Origin of the sequence: Goodfellowiella coeruleoviolacea (assembly GCF_024171785.1) — a bacterium.
GTDB lineage: Bacteria > Actinomycetota > Actinomycetes > Mycobacteriales > Pseudonocardiaceae > Goodfellowiella > Goodfellowiella coeruleoviolacea.
This window is the reverse complement of the sequence record NZ_JAMTCK010000005.1, coordinates 43,045-58,420: the sequence shown is the minus strand read 5'-3', so window position 1 is coordinate 58,420 and position 15,376 is coordinate 43,045. Positions and strand designations below refer to the sequence as shown.

The following is a 15,376-nucleotide window of genomic DNA, read 5'->3' as shown; positions in this document are numbered from 1 at the left end:
CGGTGGACTCGGCGGTACTCGCCTCACCCCTGTCGCGGGCGGTGGTCCAGACCGGCGGTGGACCAGAGCCGGACCGTGCGGTCGGCGCCGGAACTGGCCAGCACCGCCCCGTCCGGGCTGAACGCCAGCGCGTTGACCGGCCCGCGGTGCCCGGTCAACGTGGTGATGAGGTGGCCGGTCGCGGCGTCCCGGACGCGGATGTCCGCGTCGGCGCCCGCGCTGGCCAGCAGCGCGCCGTCCGGGCTGAACACCACCGAGGTGGCGGGCGCGCCACCGGCGGCGCGGGCCCAGACCGCGGTGAGCGTCGCGGTGTCCCGCACGCACACGGTGCCGTCCGCGGCCGCGGTGGCCAGCCAGGTGCCGTCCGGGCTGACCGCCACGTCGTGCACGGCCACGTCGGCCGCCCGCCCCTGCCGGACGGGCCGCCGCTGGTCCAGCCGCCAGCACCGGATGGTGCCGGACCGGTCTGCGCTGACCAGATCGGCGCTGACCAGGTCCGCGCTGCCGGGGGTCTGCTGGGTGCTCGGGTGGAACGCCAGGGACGTGATCGGGGCGTGGTGGCCGGGCAGGGCGGTGCCGGTCCACGGCGCGCCTCGACCGGTCGCCGTGGACCAGAGCACGATCGTCTGGTCCGGGCCCACCCCGGCCAGGCTGGTGCCGTCCGGGCTGAACGCCAGCGCGGCACCGGAACCCCGGTCGTCGCCGGCCACACCCACCCGCCGCCAGGTCGCGGTCTCCCACACGGTGACCGCGCCGCGTGCGGTCACCGCGGCCAGCAGCGCGCTGTCCGGGCCGAACGCCAGCCGGGTGACCCGGTCGCGCCGGTCCGGCCGGGAGTGCGCGCCGGCCCGTACGGTGCCGACAACGCGCCACGGCCCGGTCCGCCAGCTCGTCACCCCGCCGCCCTCGGCGTAGCTGAACAAGCCGCCGTCCGGGCTGAACGCCACGGCCGAGGCGCGCGCCCGGACCAGGATGACGCTCTGGTCGGCGGCGAGCCGCTGCTGGAACCGGACCAGGTCGATGATGACGGCCAGCAGGACCACCGGGATCACCACGGCGGTGACCAGCACCCCACCCGGCGAGCGGACCAGGTCGGCGTGCGCGGTCAGCCACCACAGCAGCCCGACCAACAGCACCACCAGCAGGAACTCGCCGGTCTTGACCGCCGACGCGGCTGGCCGCACCCGGCTCACGCCACGCGGCAGGCGCATCCCACCGGCGCTGGCGGCGCGGCCCGGGGTCGACCCGCCGGTGGCGACGGGCGGCGCCGGCACCGGCTCCGGCTGGGCGGCGGGTGGTGCCGGCGCTGGCGGTGGCGGCGGTGCCTCGGTGCGCAGGGCGTCGGCCGCGGCCCGGGCCAGCTCCTGGTCGGCGCCGGTGCTGAGCTGGCGCAGGGTGTGCGTGGCGAGCTGGTCGCCCTGGCGGGCCAGGTCGGCCACGGCGGCGACGGCGGCCAGCCGGAAGTGCGGGAAACCACTGCGCAGCGCCTGCCGGATGGCCGGGGGCAGCCGGGGGTCCAGCCGCGGACCCCGGGGGCTGTGCGCGATGTGCAGCTCGCCGGTGACCTGCTCGTTGCGGGTCGGGGTCTGCTGCGGGGTGGCGGCCCTGACCTGGTCGTGGACGTAGTCGTACAGCTCCCTGGCGTCGATGACGCCGTCCGCGTCGAGGTCGGCCGCGCCGGTGCGCAGGCCCCGCACGACCGCCTCGGTGAACACCGACGGCTGGGCCACCCCGGCCACCTCGGCGGTGTCGTGCTCGAACGCGTACTGCACGGCGGTGGACGCGGTCATCACCGCGCAGCCCCGACCGGACCCGGCGGTCAGCTGGCTGAGCACGTCCACCGAGCCGGCCGCCCTGGCCACCTGCCCCGGTGGGAACGCGCCGGCGAAGCAGCAGTCCAGCCACACCACCACGGCGCGGGCGGCGCTCTGGTCGATCAGCCGCCGCACGAACTCGGCGGACACGCTGGTGGAGGCCAGCAGCCGGCGGTCGGTGTCGGTGGTGGCGAAGTGCAGCTCGCCGGCCTCGTCCTTGACGCCGTGCCCGGACACGTAGAACAGGACCAGCTCGTCGCGCCCCGCGTCCCCGAAGAACCGGTTGACCAGCACCCGGATCTCGTGCGACGGCCGGTCCAGCAGCACGTCCACGCCGAAGCCACCGATGGCGGGGTCGGCGAGCACCTCGGCCAGCGCGGCCACGTCGGCCTCGGGCGCGCGCAGGCTGGCGAACGTGGGATCGGTGTAGCGGCCGGTGGCCACCAGCAGCGCGCGCCGGCCCGACTCGGCCGGCGTCAGTCCCAGATCCGCCACAGCTTGACCGTGCGGTCGTCGCCACCACTGGCCAGCACCCGCCCGTCCGGGCTGAACGCCACCGACCGGACCGCTGCCCGGTGCCCGGTGTAGGTCCTGACCCGCCGCCAGGTTCCGGTGTCCCACAGGGTGACGGTGTTGTCCTCGCCGCAGCTGGCCAACAGGTTGCGCGTGGGGTGGACGGCCAGGGCGGTGATCCGGCCGCGGTGGGCGCTCATCAGCCAGCGCTCCTCCTTCTTCTTCCGCCAGGCCAAGGTGTCCCAGACCTCGATGCTGCCCACCCCGCTCCCGGTCACCAGCCACTCGCCGTCCGGACTGAACGCGACGACATGGGTCGGGGGGACGTCGCTGGTGAGGGTGGCCCGCGGCGACCAGTCCCCGGTGTTCCAGATCGCGACGGTGTTGTCCTCGCCGCAGCTGGCCAGCAGCGGCTTGGTGGGGTGGAAGGCCAGGCTGGTGACGGCGTGGCGGTGGCCGCGGGGCCCCGTCGTGGACCCCCACAGCTCGGTGCGCCAGATCGTGATGCCGCCGTGGTCGAGGCCGCCGACCAGCAGGCTGCCGTCCGGGCTGAACGCCGCGGACCGCACCCTGGTCCGCGGCGCGGCCAGGAGGTTGACCATGGTGCCGTCGACCCAGCGCACGATCCCGACCGCCCCGTCCTGGTGCACGGTGGCCAGCAGACCGCCGGTCGGGCTGACCGCGATCTGGTCGGCCACCCCGTCGGCCACGCTGATCTGCCTCGGCTTCTCGTGCCACCGCACCGTGCTCCGGCAGGTCACCGTGGGGGGACCGGCGTGGACCAGGCGCTCGCCGCGCGGGGTGAACGCGACCGCCCGGACCGCGACCGCGTCCCGGACCAGGGTGGTGCTGGTGTCGGCGGCGTCCCGGCGCACGATGGCCACCAGCCACCCGAGCACGACGAGGTCGAGCACGACCAGTCCGGCCGGAACCGCCCAGGTGAGCGGCGACGGGGCGTCCGGGTGTGGGAGCAGCCCGGTGAACCAGCCCGTGGTGGCCAGCCCCAGCGCGGTCGAGACCAGGCCCCACCACGCCATCGTGCGGGGCGGGGTGTTGCCGAGGCCCCTGGGCAGCTGGGACATGTCCACCGGCGGTCGCGGTGTGGACCAGGTCTCCCGCGCGGCGGCGGCGTGGCTCGGCCGGACCGGGGTGGCCTTGCCGGGCCGTGCTGTCGTGCCCGGCCCAGCCGGTGCCGTGGTGGCAGTGCTGGTGCTGGTGCGGTCCTGCTGCGCCGTCGTCGGCTTCGGGGCCGGCTTCGGGTCCGGCTCCGGTGTCGGTGCCGGTTCCTGTCTCGGTCTCGGCCTCGGTTCTGGTTCTGGTTCTGGTGTCGGGGGCGGGGTGAGCGCCGTGCCGGCCGCACCGGCCAGGAACGGGTCCGGGCCGTCGCGCAGCAGGCGCAGGGTGGCGCGGGCGCGTTCGTCACCGGCGTCGGCCAGTTCGGCCAGGGTGCGGACGGCGCCGAGTTGCATGTGCTTCAGGCCGCTGCGCAGGCCGTGCCTGATCACCGAGGGCAGCTCCGGGTCCAGGCGCGGGCCTCGGTTGCTGCGGGCGATGTACAGCTCGCCGGTGACCTGGTCGTTGCGGGTCGGCGTCTGCTCCGGGGTGGTGGCCTTGACCTCGTCGTAGACGTACGCGTACAGCTCGGCGGCGTTGATCTCGCCGTCGGCGTCCAGATCGGCCGCGCCGGTGCGCAGGCCCTCGACGATCGCGCCGGTGAACACCGACGGCGCGGCCGTGCCGGTCACGCCGGCCGTGCCGCGCTCGAACGCGTACTGGATGGCGGTGGACGCGGTCATCACCGCGCAGCCCCGGCCGGCGCGGGCGTCCAGTTGGGACAGCACGTCCACGCTGCCCTCGGCCTTGGGCACCACGCCGGCCGGGAACGCGCCGGCGTAGCAGCAGTCCAGCCACACCACGACCCGGCGGGCCGGGCTGTGGTCGATCAGGTCGCGGACGAACGCGGCCGGCACCCCGGTGGAGGCCAGCAGGGCGCGCTGGGTGTCGGTGGTGGCCAGGTGCAGCTGGCCGGTCTCGTCCTTGACGCCGTGGCCGGACACGTAGACCAGCACGAGGTCGTCGCGGCCGGCGGTGGTGAACAGCTCGTTGAGCCGCACCCGGACCTGGTGGGAGGGCTGGTCGGTGAGCACGTCCACGGCGTAGCCGCCGATCTCGGGGTCGCGCAGCACCCCGGCGAGCGCGGCCACGTCGGCCTGGGGCGCGCGCAGCCCGGCGAAGGCGGCGTCGGTGTAGGTGCCCGTGGCGATCAGCAGCGCGCGCCGCTCTCCGGCCATGGCACCCCCCGGCTCCCGCACCCCACCAACGGGGGCACAGCCGTGATCATATGGTCGCCCACCGTGGTCGCGGGACCGATAGTGTTGCGGTTCAGCCGCTTCAGGGGAGGGGACATGGTGACTGCTCCGGTGGTGTCCGTGACCGTGCTGGGCGAACCGGGCGAGGTGGACGAGCAGGCCCGGCAGCTGCGCGGCGAACTGCGCGCGCTGGACGTGGCGCGGGTGGAGTTCGCGCCAGGGGGTGAGCTGCCGCCGGGTGCCAAGGCGGTCGACCCGGCCACGGTCAGCACGATCATCGTGGCGCTGGCCAGCTCGCGGGTGCTGGTGCAGTTGGGCAAGGTGTTGCAGGACTGGGTGAACCGGGGCCGCGACCGCAAGATCGTGGTGCGCGACGGCGACCGCTCCCTGGAGATCACCGGCACCACGCGCGCCGACACCCAACGCGCGATCGACGAGTTCTTCGACCGCCCCGACCAGTAACCCCACCCGTTGGGGTGATCCCCCACCCCCACCCCGCGCGAGTCGACTGTGCAAACCCCCCGAGTTGACACTTCACGCAGGCCCAAACGGGTGACCCTCGCCCGATCGGACCACCCGGCACCGCCACCCCGCCGGCCTCAACTGGGCTGGCGCAGCGGCAGGCCGGCGGCCCGGTAGATGTCGTCGACCACGCTCATGGTGGCGATGGCGTCCTCGGGCGGGGTGAGCACCGGCGCACCGCGCAACACCGCGGCGGTGAACGCGTCCAGCTGGTAGGCGTAACTGGAGCGGCGGCCGAAGTGCTCGGTGCGGTGGTGGTCGTCGGTGCGCACGGCCAGCCGGTGGAAGTACTGCGGCGCGACCGGGTTGAGCACCCGCAGCTCGCCCGCGTCGCCCACCACCTTGGCCGAGATCCGCAGCGGCGTGGTCGGCGACCACAGCGAGGCCACCACCTGGCCGGTGTGCCCGGCCGGGAACCGCAGCCGCGCGCGCATGAACCGGTCCACGTCCACGCCGTGCCGCCGCGCCCTGGCGGACACCACCTGGGGTTCGCCCTCGGGGACGCCGCCGAGCAGCCGCACCAGGTGCACGGCGTAGCAGCCGGCGTCCATCAGCGCGCCGCCGGCCAGGTCGAACCGGTAGCGGATGTCGGAGAACCTCGGCAGCGGCAGGCACATCCACGCCTCCACGTGCTGGATCATGCCCAGCTCCCCGCTCTCCACGATGTTGCGCATGCGCTGCGCCAACGGGTGGTAGCGGTAGTGGAACGCCTCCAGCACCACCCGCCCGCTGTCCCTGGCCGCCCTGGCCACGGTGCGGGCCTCCTCGGCGTTGGCGGCGAACGGCTTCTCGCACAGCACGTGCTTGCCGGCGGCCAGCGCGGCCAGCGTCCACCGGCCGTGCAGGCCGTTGGGCAGCGGGTTGTAGACCGCGTCGATGCTGGGGTCGTCCAGCAGCGCCTGGTAGTCCCGGTGCACCACGGGAATGCCGTGCCGGCCGGCGAACTGGCGGGCCCGCTCGGGATCGCGCGCCGCGACCGCCACCACCCGCGCCTCGCGGGACCGCCGGGCCGGGCGGACGAGCGCGGTGGGCGCGATCCGGGCCGCGCCGAGGATGCCGATCCGCACGTGGTCCACCATTCGCCGTTCCCCTCGCTCGTGGCTGGTGCGCCGTTGACCAGGGCGCGCCTCGCCAGGCCGGGTCGGATCAGGCGCCGCGCGCCCCTGGCATCGTAGTGTCGAGCAGGGCCGTGCCGGTCTGGTAGAGCGCGACCAGCAGCGGACGCAGCAGCTGGCCGGCGGGGGTGAGCTGGTAGCTGGTGCGCACCGGGAAGCCGGCCGTCCGCCGCCGGTCCACCAGGCCCCTGGCCGCCAGTTCGCGCAGCCGCTCGGTGAGCACCTTGGCGCTGAGCGCGGGCAGGGCGGCGCGGAGTTCCCCGAACGAGCGCGACCCGTGCATCAGCTCGCGCAGCACCAGCGTGGTCCACCGGCCGGCGATGGCGGCCAGGGCCACCTCGACCGGGCAGTCCGGCTCCGGCCGCGCGGTCCGGCCCCGCTCGTCGGGCACCAGTTCCGGGTCCCACCGGCCGTGGGTTTCCGTTTGGTGACCCGTTCGCGGCCCGTCTTCACTGTGGTCATGACCACTCACCAGCCCACTCACCAGCCCGTTCGCCAGTCGACTCACCAGCGTGACGATAGCCAGCCGGCCGCGCTGAGCACCGCCGCCGAGGCGCACCCGGCGGCGTTCGCCCGCGCGTTCAACACCGGTCGCGGCGCGGTGGTGGACCAGCTGTACGAGCCGGGCGGGCTGCTCGTGCCGAGGCCGGGCGAGCCGGTCACCGGCGCGGCGCGGGCCAGGGCCAACCAGGAGCTGCTGGATCTCGGCCTGCCCATCCAGGTGCGGCCCCGGCACACCTACGTGGCCGGTGACCTGGCACTGCTCATCGTGGACTGGGTGATCGAGGGGACCGGCCCGGACGGCGCGCCCGTGCACGTGGCCGGCACCGCCACGGACGTGGCCCGGCGGGGCGCGGACGGCCACTGGCGGTACGTGATCGACAACCCGTTCGGCACGGCGTGAGCCGGGTGCGAGTTAGGCGGAGCGCCGCTCGCACGGCGTGAGCCGGTGAGCGGGGGAGCGGCACCGCCGCCCGGGGCGTGGGCTGGTTGGGCGAGGTCAGGCCGGTTCGGTTCACCCGTCGGCGCGGTCTGTCACCGGTTACCGTGTCTGCTCATGGACGTGCTTGTCGTCGATCACCCGCTGGCCCGCGCTCGGTTGACCACCATGCGCGATGCTCGGGCGGACAACGCCACCTTCCGGGCAGCGCTGCACGAGCTGACCGTGATGCTGGTCTACGAGGCCATGCGCGGTGCGCCGGTGACCACCGAGCGCGTGCACACCCCGGTGGCCAGGACCGTGGGCTACCGGCTGGCCAACCCGCCGCTGCTGGTCCCGGTGCTGCGCGCCGGCCTGGGCATGGCCGACCAGGCGCACAAGCTGATCCCCGAGGCCCAGATGGGGTTCGTCGGGTTGGCCCGCGACGAGACCACGCTGCGGCCCACGCCCTACCTGGAGTCGCTGCCGGAGAGCGTGGCCGACCGGCCCGTGCTGGTGCTGGACCCGATGCTGGCCACCGGCGGGTCCATGGCGCACACCATCACCCTGCTGACCGAGCGCGGCGCCACCGACGTGACCGCGGTGTGCGCGCTGGCCGCGCCCGAGGGCATCCGGCACCTGGAGGAGTCCGGGCTGCCGGTGCGGCTGGTGACCGCGAGCGTGGACGAGCGGCTCAACGACTCCGGCTACATCGTGCCCGGGCTGGGCGACGCCGGCGACCGGCAGTACGGCGCGGTGTGAGCGTGCGGCTGGGGCGGGCTAGCGCCGGCGCCAGCCGTTGACGTGCGCGCGCAGCGCGGTCTCGTACATCTGCTCCACCCCGGCCGAGCCGAGCAGGGTCGGCGCGGTGAGTTCCAGGCTGACCAGGCCGTGCGCGTTGGCCCAGGCGGCCAGGGCGATCTCCTGGGGCGGCTGGTCGGCCAGCACGCCCTCGGCCACGCCCCGGCTGGCCGCGGCCAGCAGCGGCGCGAACGTGCCGCGCACCTGGGTGGCGGCCTCCGGATCGGGCACGAAACCCGGGATGACCTGGTTGAACAGCACCGCGTACAGGTGCGGGTCGGACAGTGCGCCGGCCCGGTAGGCCAGGCCCAGCTGCACCAGGTCCTCCACCGGGTCGTCGGTGGCCGGGACCGCGGACAGGCGGTCGCCGAAGCGCTGGAACGCCTCCAGGTACAGCTCCCGCACCAGCCCGGGTTTGCCGCCGAACAGCGAGTACACCGCGGTGGTCGAGGTGTCGCACTCGCTGGCCAGCCGGCGCAGGCTCAGTGCCGCCGGTCCCTCGGCGGAGAGCAGTTCACCGGCTCGGTCGAGCAGCCGGACACGCAGGTTCTCGTCGTGTGTCTTGGGTCGTGGCACTGGCTTGAAACCTCGGCGGGGCTGGTTTGGTAACCGCGTTACTGTATGTCCGCGGGCCGGTGCACCCGCGTTGACCAGGCAAGGATGCCTCAGCGGAGGTGCTCGTCCCAGCAGGTGGTCGCCGAGGCGGTGTCGGGAGTGGTATCACGCTGGTACCGTGGCGGTGTGGCCATGACACTGCGTTTGACCGACGAGGAGAACGAGCGCCTCGCCGAACTCGCCGAGGCCGAGGGACGCTCGAAGCAGGAGATCGTGCGGCTCGCCCTGGCCGAGCGCTGGGCCAAGCTGCACAAGCAGGAACAGCTCGACGAGGTGCTCAGCCGGGTGCTGCCCCGGTACCGGAGCCTGCTCGACCGACTCGGCTCAGCCTGACCCCCGCCCACCGACCGAAGTGACCGCACTCGTTCGTGACGAACTACCTGGACGCCGGTGACCTGCTCATCCTGGCCACCGCGGCAACCGATGGCGACCTGCTGATCCGCGACCTCGGCCTGCTGGACTCGGCCGCGCACCGGCCGCGCTCCACCGTGCTGGGCGTGGAGGCCTACGACACGCTGTGGCTCAAGGCCGCCGCCCTGATGGACTCGATCGTGCGCGCCCGCCCGCTGGTGCAGGGCAACTGGCGGCTGGGCTGGGTGGCCGCGGTCACCTTCTGCGACATCAACGGCTGGTGGGTGGACGCCGACGAGGACGCGGCCCTCACCCTGGTGCGCGAGGTCGCACGCGGTCACGTGGAAGTGCCGGAAGCAGCGGGGCGGCTGGCCGCGTTCGCCACCGAAAAACCGGGCTAACCCGTCCTGAACTGGACATTCACCCGATTCGGTCGAGGTGGTACCGCTCACTCGGGTTGACCTGGAGCGTACTCCAGCTCCTACGGTCGACCACGTGAACTTCTCGATCGCGCAGGCGGCGGCCCGCAGTGGGCTGTCCATTGACACCTTGCGCTACTACGAGCGCATCGGCCTAGTGGACCCGCCGGCCAGGGACTCGGGCGGGCGCCGTTCCTACAGCGAGGACGACCTGGGCTGGCTGGAGTTCCTGACCAGGCTGCGCACCACCGGCATGCCGATCCGGATGATGCGGGAGTACGCCCGGCTGCGGCACGGCGGCGTCGGCACGGCCGCGCTCCGCAAGCAGATCCTGGTCGAGCACCGCGCCTCGGTCCGGGAACGCGTCGCCGAACTGACCAAGTGCCTCGACGTCCTCGACTACAAGATCGACCACTACGACCAGATCGAGCGCAAGCACGCCCACCTGCTCAACGACCTGCCTCAGGAGGCGACCGCATGACCCTGCCCACCCGACACCTCGGCCAGTTGCGGGTCAGCGCCCAGGGCCTGGGCTGCATGGGCATGAGCACCGCCTACGGCCAGCCCGACGACGCCGAGTCCATCGCCACCATCCACCGGGCGCTGGAGCTGGGGGTGACCCTGCTGGACACCGCCGACGTGTACGGGCTCGGCGCGAACGAGGAGCTGGTGGGCCGGGCCATCGCGGACCGGCGCGACCAGGTGGTGCTGGCCACCAAGTTCGCGTTCGTGCCCAGCGGGGACGCGGCCCACGGCACGCAGCGGCCGGTCCGGGGTGATGCCGCGTACGTGCGGCAGGCGTGTGAGGCGTCGCTGCGGCGGTTGGGCGTGGACCACATCGACCTGTACTACCAGCACCGGGTGGACCCGTCGGTGCCGATCGAGGAGACGGTCGGGGCGATGGCGGAGCTGGTGGCGCAGGGCAAGGTCCGCTACCTGGGGCTGTCCGAGGCGGGGGCGGCGACGATCCGCCGGGCGCACGCCGTGCACCCGATCACCGCGCTGCAGAGCGAGTGGTCCCTGTGGACCAGGGGCATCGAGGCCGAGGTCGTGCCGACCTGCCGGGAGCTGGGCATCGGCATCGTGCCGTTCTCCCCGCTGGGCCGGGGCTTCCTCACCGGCCAGGTCCAGTCCACCAAGGACATGCCGGCCGACGACATGCGCCGCGGCCTGCCCCGGTTCGCCGAGGGCAACCTGGAGCGCAACCTGGCGATCGTGGCGGCGTTGCGGGCGTTGGCCGAGCAGCGCGGGGTGAGCGCGGGCCAGTTGGCGTTGGCGTGGGTGCAGAGCCGGGGTGCGGACGTGGTGCCGATTCCGGGGACCAAGCGGCGCACCTACCTGGAGGAGAACGTGGCCGCGGTCGGCATCGAACTGTCCGAAGAGGACATCGCGGCGATCGAGGCGGCCGTGCCAGCCGACGCGGTGGCCGGCACCCGCTACACCGAGGAGAACGAGCGCCTGACCGGCCGCTGAACCGTCCAGTGTGGATTCGAGCTGATCTGGGGAGACGAGCAACCATGACAACGCTGCCGACTCGACGCCTGGGGGCGTTGACCACCAGCGCCCAGGGCCTGGGCTGCATGGGAATGAGCGAGTTCTACGGCAGTGGGGACGAGACCGAGTCCATCGCCACCATCCACCGGGCGCTGGAGCTGGGGGTGACCCTGCTGGACACCGCTGACATGTACGGCAGGGGCGCCAACGAGGAGCTGGTGGGTCGGGCCATCGCGGACCGGCGTGACCAGGTGGTGCTGGCCACCAAGTTCGGCATCGTGCGCGACGACGACCCGACGACCCGCGGCGTGCGGGGTGATGCCGCGTACGTGCGGCAGGCGTGTGAGGCGTCGCTGCGGCGGTTGGGCGTGGACCACATCGACCTGTACTACCAGCACCGGGTGGACCCGTCCGTGCCGATCGAGGAGACGGTCGGGGCGATGGCCGAGCTGGTGGCGCAGGGCAAGGTCCGCTACCTGGGGCTGTCCGAGGCGGGGGCGGCGACGATCCGCCGGGCGCACGCCGTGCACCCGATCACCGCGCTGCAGACCGAGTGGTCGCTGTGGACGCGCGACCTGGAGGCGGAGATCCTGCCGACCTGCCGGGAACTGGGCATCGGCGTGGTCGCCTACTCGCCGCTGGGCCGGGGCTTCCTCACCGGCCGGTTCGCCAGCGCCGGCGACTTCGACCCGAACGACATCCGGCAGACCAGCATGCCCCGGTTCGCCGAGGGCAACCTGGAGCGCAACCTGGCGATCGTGGCGGCGTTGCGGGCGTTGGCCGAGCAGCGCGGGGTGAGCGCGGGCCAGTTGGCGTTGGCGTGGGTGCAGAGCCGGGGTGCGGACGTGGTGCCGATTCCGGGGACCAAGCGGCGCACCTACCTGGAGGAGAACGTGGCCGCGGTCGGCATCGAACTGTCCGAAGAGGACATCGCCGCGATCGAGGCGGCCGTGCCAGCCGACGCGGTGGCCGGCACCCGCTACGCCGAGCAGATGCTCCCGCTGCTCAACCGGTAGCAGCCAACCGGCGGGGCTGACCGGATCAGGGCATCAGGCCGGCCGCGAGCGTGGCACCCAACTCCCAGCACGCTTCGAGGTCGGCCTTGCCCGGCTGCCCCAGCACCACCGCGGGTTCGGCGGCCTTCTCCCAGCCCATGCCCCTGGTGATGCCCTCCACCGCGCGCACCGCGCCCTCGACGCCCTGGTTGCCGTGCACGAACAGGCCGTAGGGGCGGCCCCTGGTCGCGTCCAGGCACGGGTAGTAGACCAGGTCGAACATGTGCTTGAGGGCGCCGCTCATGTAGCCGAGGTTGGCCGGCGTGCCGAGCAGGTAGCCGTCGGCGGCGAGCACGTCCACGGCGGTGGCGGCCAGGGCGGGCCGCACCACCACGGTCACGCCCTCGATCTCCGGCGCGGTGGCGCCCGCGTGCACCGCCTCGACCATCTCCCGCACCGCCGGGGACGGGGTGTGGTGCACGATCAGCAGGGTGGGCACGGCTGTCCGGTCGTTCGGTTCCGCCCCTGCTCCGCTCCGCGCTCGCGGACACTCGCCGCGCCGCCCACTCGCTGTCGCCGCACGGGTGCAGCCTGCCGGTCCCGACCGCGGCCCGCAACCGAGGATCGCCGGGGCGGTGCGGGCATGGCCGGTGCCGTCGGACCGGGATACTGGTGTCATGCTCGCTCCCCCCAATGTGCTGACCGGAAGCAGACGCCGGCGAATCACCTACGGGTTCGTGCTCGCCGGGGGGTTCGGCCTGGTCGGCCTGCCCCTGTTCGCCCTGTCGGTGTGGCCGACGGTGGACCACAGCGCGATCGGCGTGAACCTGTTGCTGATGGGTCTGGGCGTGTGCCTGACCAGCCTCGGCTACGCGTTCGGCCGGATCGCGGTCGCGGCGTGCACCGAGGACGGGGCCAAGCCGGTGAGCGCACCCACCATCCGGCCCTACCTGGTGGCCGGTGTCGCGCTGGTCATCGCCGTGCTCGCGCTGGTGTTCACGCTGATGACCGCCTGAGCCCCCGGCGGGGCTGACCCGGGTGAACCACCCGGGAACGGGGAACTCCGGCCGGCTCCGGCTGGCCCGGCCCGCCCGAGTTCCCCATTCCGCCGTCCGCGTGTTGCGGGCTGGGCACGAGGTGCGGCAGCGCGCGACCCGCCCGGGTGGACCGAGCAGGTGCGGCTCCGGTGTGGTGGGGCCGCCCGGTGGTTGGCTGGAACACTGGTCGCGTGCGCATGAACTCGCGAGCGTGGCGCGACCCCTTCCACGAGGTCGCCTGGGGTGTCATCGTCGCCAGGTTCCACGAGTTGGCCGGACAACACCCCGAGTTGCGCCACATGGCGCACATCGTCGACAGCGTGGTGGAGTGCGGGGGCGAGCAGCGACTGGCGGCGCTCACCTCCGTGCACGACCTGATCGTCACGGCGCGGCCGGTGCCGCAGCGGCCGCCCATCGAGGTCGTCATCGTCCGATCGCCCTGGTCGGGCTATGTGGGCGCGGGTGGCGTGTTCATCGAGCACCGTTCGATCACCGGCCACGATGACCGGATCTTCCGGCCAAGCGCCGAAGCCGTGCCGCTGTTCTGGCGTTTCATGAGCTACAAGTTCGGTGTGGAACCGGTGCGGGAGCGGCCGCCGAGCGCGGTGGGGTGACGTGTTCGCCGGCGACCGGCCACCGCCGCGGTTGTGGCTGGTCACAGGCGCGGCAGCGCAGCCCCCGCCCTCCCAGGGGGGCGACCCCGGCACCAGCCTATCCACGCCCACCCGCCACGGGAAGGCCAGCGAGAGCCCTGTGGACAACCTCGCTGGCCTGTGGACAACTCCCGGGTAAGACTGGTCCGATCAGGTGGTGTTGGCCAACAACTCGGTTACGGCCGACCGCAGGTCGGCCAGCCGTTCGCCCGCGCGCCGCCGGGCCGCGGTCAACCCCGGCTCCGCCACCGGCTCGATCACCTGCAGGTAGGACTTCAGCTTCGGCTCGGTGCCCGACGGCCGGACCACCACGCGCACGCCCGGCCCGGTCAGCCGCAGCCCGTCGGTGCGCGGCAGCAGGTCTTCCACCTCGATCGCCACCCCGGCCAACTCGGCCGGCGGTCGCGCGCGCAGCCGGGCCATCAGCGCGCCGATCTGGCTCAGCTCGGTCACCCGCACCGACACCTGGTCGGTCAGGTGCACGCCGTGCTCGGCGGCCAGCTCGTCCAGCGCGTCCAGCAGGCTGCGCCCCGCCGCCTTCAGGCCCGCGGCGAGATCGCAGGCGAGCACGGCCGCGGAGATGCCGTCCTTGTCGCGCACCCCGTCCGGGTCGACGCAGTGCCCGAGCGCCTCCTCGTAGGCGTAGACCAGTCCGGTTCCCGCACCGTCCACACCGGACCGGACCAGCCACTTGAACCCGGTCAGCGTCTCGTCGTAGCGCACGTTGTGCTTGCGCGCCACGGATTCCAGCTGGCTCGCCGACACGATCGTGGTGGCCACCAGCGGGTCCGGGTGCGCCGTTCTGTCCAGAGTGGACAGCACGTGCTCGCCGAGCAGCACGCCGGTCTCGTCACCGCGCAGCATCCGCCACGAGCCGTCCCGCTCCCGCACGCCCAGCGCGCACCGGTCCGCGTCCGGGTCGAGCGCGATCGCCAGGTCGGCCTCGGTGCCGGCGGCCAGCTCCAGCAGCAGGTCGGCCGCGCCCGGTTCCTCCGGGTTGGGGAATGACACGGTGGGGAAGTCCGGGTCGGGCTCGGCCTGCTCGGCCACCAGCCGCACGTCGGTGAAGCCCGCGCGGCGCAGCGCCGTCACGGCCGTGTCCGCGCCCACCCCGTGCATGGCGGTCAGCACCACGCGCAGCTCGCGCGCGGCACCGCGCGGCAGACCGGCCACCCGGTCCAGGTAGGACTCGATCAGCGGCTCCTCGACCAGCCCCCAGTCGGCCGAGGTGGGCACGGCCATGGCGGAGGCCACCGCGCTGATCGCCGCCTCGATCTCCCGGTCGGCCGGCGGCACGATCTGGGTGCCGTCGCCGAGGTAGAGCTTGTAGCCGTTGTCGCCGGGCGGGTTGTGCGACGCGGTGATCTGGATGCCGGCGACCGCCGGCTGGTGGCGGGTCAGGTGGGCCAGCACCGGCGTGGGCAGCGGCCGGGGCAGCATCCGCACCTGGAACCCGGCGGCGGCGAGCACCCCGGCCGCGGCCGAGGCGAACCGCTCCGACCCGTGCCGCGCGTCCCGGCCCACCAGCACCAGCCCGCCGGCGTGGCCCCGGGCGCGCAGCCAGTCGGCCAGCCCGGCCGTGGTGCGCACGACCACGGCCACGTTCATGCCGTTGGGGCCGGCCCGCACCGGCCCGCGCAGCCCGGCCGTGCCGAAGGTGAGCGGGCCGGACATCCGGTCGGTCAGCTCGGTCACCGCCGTCGGCTTGCCGGCCATGGCCTCGGCCAGCACCCGCTGGAGTTCGGCGCGGGTGCCGTGGTCCGGGTCGTCGGCGATCCAGCGGAACGCGGCGTCGCGCAGGTCAGGTCGCAGCGTCACG

Annotated in this window: 17 protein-coding genes; 10 read left to right on the top strand and 7 right to left on the bottom strand. The window is 73.8% G+C overall.

Annotation, left to right across the window (positions count from 1 at the left end):
• Positions 1–23: 23 nt before the first annotated feature.
• Entirely contained in the window at positions 24–2,309 is a 2,286-nt protein-coding gene (locus tag LX83_RS11705) for a caspase, EACC1-associated type (protein WP_253770324.1), read from the bottom strand.
• Complete coding sequence (locus LX83_RS11700; RefSeq protein ID WP_253770322.1) at positions 2,291–4,618, bottom strand: caspase, EACC1-associated type; 2,328 nt, start codon at positions 4,616–4,618, stop codon at positions 2,291–2,293. The genes LX83_RS11705 and LX83_RS11700 overlap by 19 nt, the downstream gene beginning before the upstream one ends.
• A gap of 114 nt (positions 4,619–4,732) precedes the next feature.
• On the opposite strand from LX83_RS11700, the gene LX83_RS11695 reads away from it, so the two are divergent.
• Entirely contained in the window at positions 4,733–5,098 is a 366-nt protein-coding gene (locus tag LX83_RS11695) for an effector-associated constant component EACC1 (protein WP_253770320.1), read from the top strand.
• Positions 5,099–5,235: 137 nt separating this feature from the next.
• On the opposite strand, the gene LX83_RS11690 is transcribed toward LX83_RS11695, so the two are convergent.
• On the bottom strand, positions 5,236–6,237 hold the full coding sequence (locus tag LX83_RS11690; RefSeq protein ID WP_253770318.1) for a Gfo/Idh/MocA family protein: 1,002 nt from the start codon (positions 6,235–6,237) through the stop codon (positions 5,236–5,238).
• A gap of 67 nt (positions 6,238–6,304) precedes the next feature.
• Positions 6,305–6,664, bottom strand: coding sequence for a winged helix-turn-helix transcriptional regulator (locus LX83_RS11685; protein ID WP_253770316.1), 360 nt, complete (start codon positions 6,662–6,664; stop codon positions 6,305–6,307).
• Positions 6,665–6,733: 69 nt separating this feature from the next.
• Between LX83_RS11685 and LX83_RS11680 the strand changes: the two genes are divergently transcribed.
• Positions 6,734–7,177 (top strand): YybH family protein, encoded by a 444-nt coding sequence (locus LX83_RS11680; RefSeq protein ID WP_253770315.1) that lies wholly within the window; start codon positions 6,734–6,736, stop codon positions 7,175–7,177.
• Between the two features lie 153 nt (positions 7,178–7,330).
• Positions 7,331–7,954, top strand: coding sequence for a uracil phosphoribosyltransferase (upp, locus tag LX83_RS11675; RefSeq protein ID WP_253770313.1), 624 nt, complete (start codon positions 7,331–7,333; stop codon positions 7,952–7,954).
• Between the two features lie 18 nt (positions 7,955–7,972).
• Here upp and LX83_RS11670 read toward each other — a convergent pair whose 3' ends face one another.
• Positions 7,973–8,569 (bottom strand): TetR/AcrR family transcriptional regulator, encoded by a 597-nt coding sequence (locus LX83_RS11670; protein WP_253770311.1) that lies wholly within the window; start codon positions 8,567–8,569, stop codon positions 7,973–7,975.
• A gap of 171 nt (positions 8,570–8,740) precedes the next feature.
• Between LX83_RS11670 and LX83_RS11665 the strand changes: the two genes are divergently transcribed.
• The 5 genes from LX83_RS11665 to LX83_RS11645 all read left to right on the top strand — a co-directional run bounded on the left by LX83_RS11665 (position 8,741) and on the right by LX83_RS11645 (position 11,888).
• A complete protein-coding gene (locus LX83_RS11665; protein ID WP_253770309.1) occupies positions 8,741–8,941 on the top strand; it encodes a type II toxin-antitoxin system VapB family antitoxin in 201 nt (66 codons plus the stop codon).
• Positions 8,942–8,976: 35 nt separating this feature from the next.
• Positions 8,977–9,360, top strand: a complete 384-nt coding sequence (locus tag LX83_RS11660; protein ID WP_253770307.1) for a type II toxin-antitoxin system death-on-curing family toxin — start codon at positions 8,977–8,979, stop codon at positions 9,358–9,360.
• A 94-nt stretch (positions 9,361–9,454) separates the two neighbouring features.
• Entirely contained in the window at positions 9,455–9,859 is a 405-nt protein-coding gene (locus tag LX83_RS11655) for a MerR family transcriptional regulator (RefSeq protein WP_253770305.1), read from the top strand.
• A complete protein-coding gene (locus tag LX83_RS11650) occupies positions 9,856–10,851 on the top strand; it encodes an aldo/keto reductase (protein WP_253770303.1) in 996 nt (331 codons plus the stop codon). The genes LX83_RS11655 and LX83_RS11650 overlap by 4 nt, the downstream gene beginning before the upstream one ends.
• Before the next feature lie 44 nt (positions 10,852–10,895).
• Positions 10,896–11,888 (top strand): aldo/keto reductase, encoded by a 993-nt coding sequence (locus LX83_RS11645; RefSeq protein WP_253770301.1) that lies wholly within the window; start codon positions 10,896–10,898, stop codon positions 11,886–11,888.
• Positions 11,889–11,913: 25 nt separating this feature from the next.
• On the opposite strand, the gene LX83_RS11640 is transcribed toward LX83_RS11645, so the two are convergent.
• Entirely contained in the window at positions 11,914–12,366 is a 453-nt protein-coding gene (locus tag LX83_RS11640; protein ID WP_253770299.1) for a flavodoxin family protein, read from the bottom strand.
• Between the two features lie 178 nt (positions 12,367–12,544).
• Between LX83_RS11640 and LX83_RS11635 the strand changes: the two genes are divergently transcribed.
• Together LX83_RS11635 and LX83_RS11630 are read left to right on the top strand one after the other, a co-directional pair.
• Positions 12,545–12,883: a hypothetical protein gene (locus LX83_RS11635; RefSeq protein WP_253770297.1), complete on the top strand. Its 339-nt coding sequence runs from the start codon at positions 12,545–12,547 to the stop codon at positions 12,881–12,883.
• A gap of 218 nt (positions 12,884–13,101) precedes the next feature.
• The gene (locus tag LX83_RS11630) at positions 13,102–13,518 is read left to right on the top strand and encodes a hypothetical protein (protein ID WP_253770295.1); all 417 of its coding nucleotides are present in this window, start codon (positions 13,102–13,104) and stop codon (positions 13,516–13,518) included.
• Between the two features lie 189 nt (positions 13,519–13,707).
• On the opposite strand, the gene LX83_RS11625 is transcribed toward LX83_RS11630, so the two are convergent.
• The gene (locus LX83_RS11625; protein WP_253770293.1) at positions 13,708–15,375 is read right to left on the bottom strand and encodes a phospho-sugar mutase; all 1,668 of its coding nucleotides are present in this window, start codon (positions 15,373–15,375) and stop codon (positions 13,708–13,710) included.
• Position 15,376: the final 1 nt, after the last annotated feature.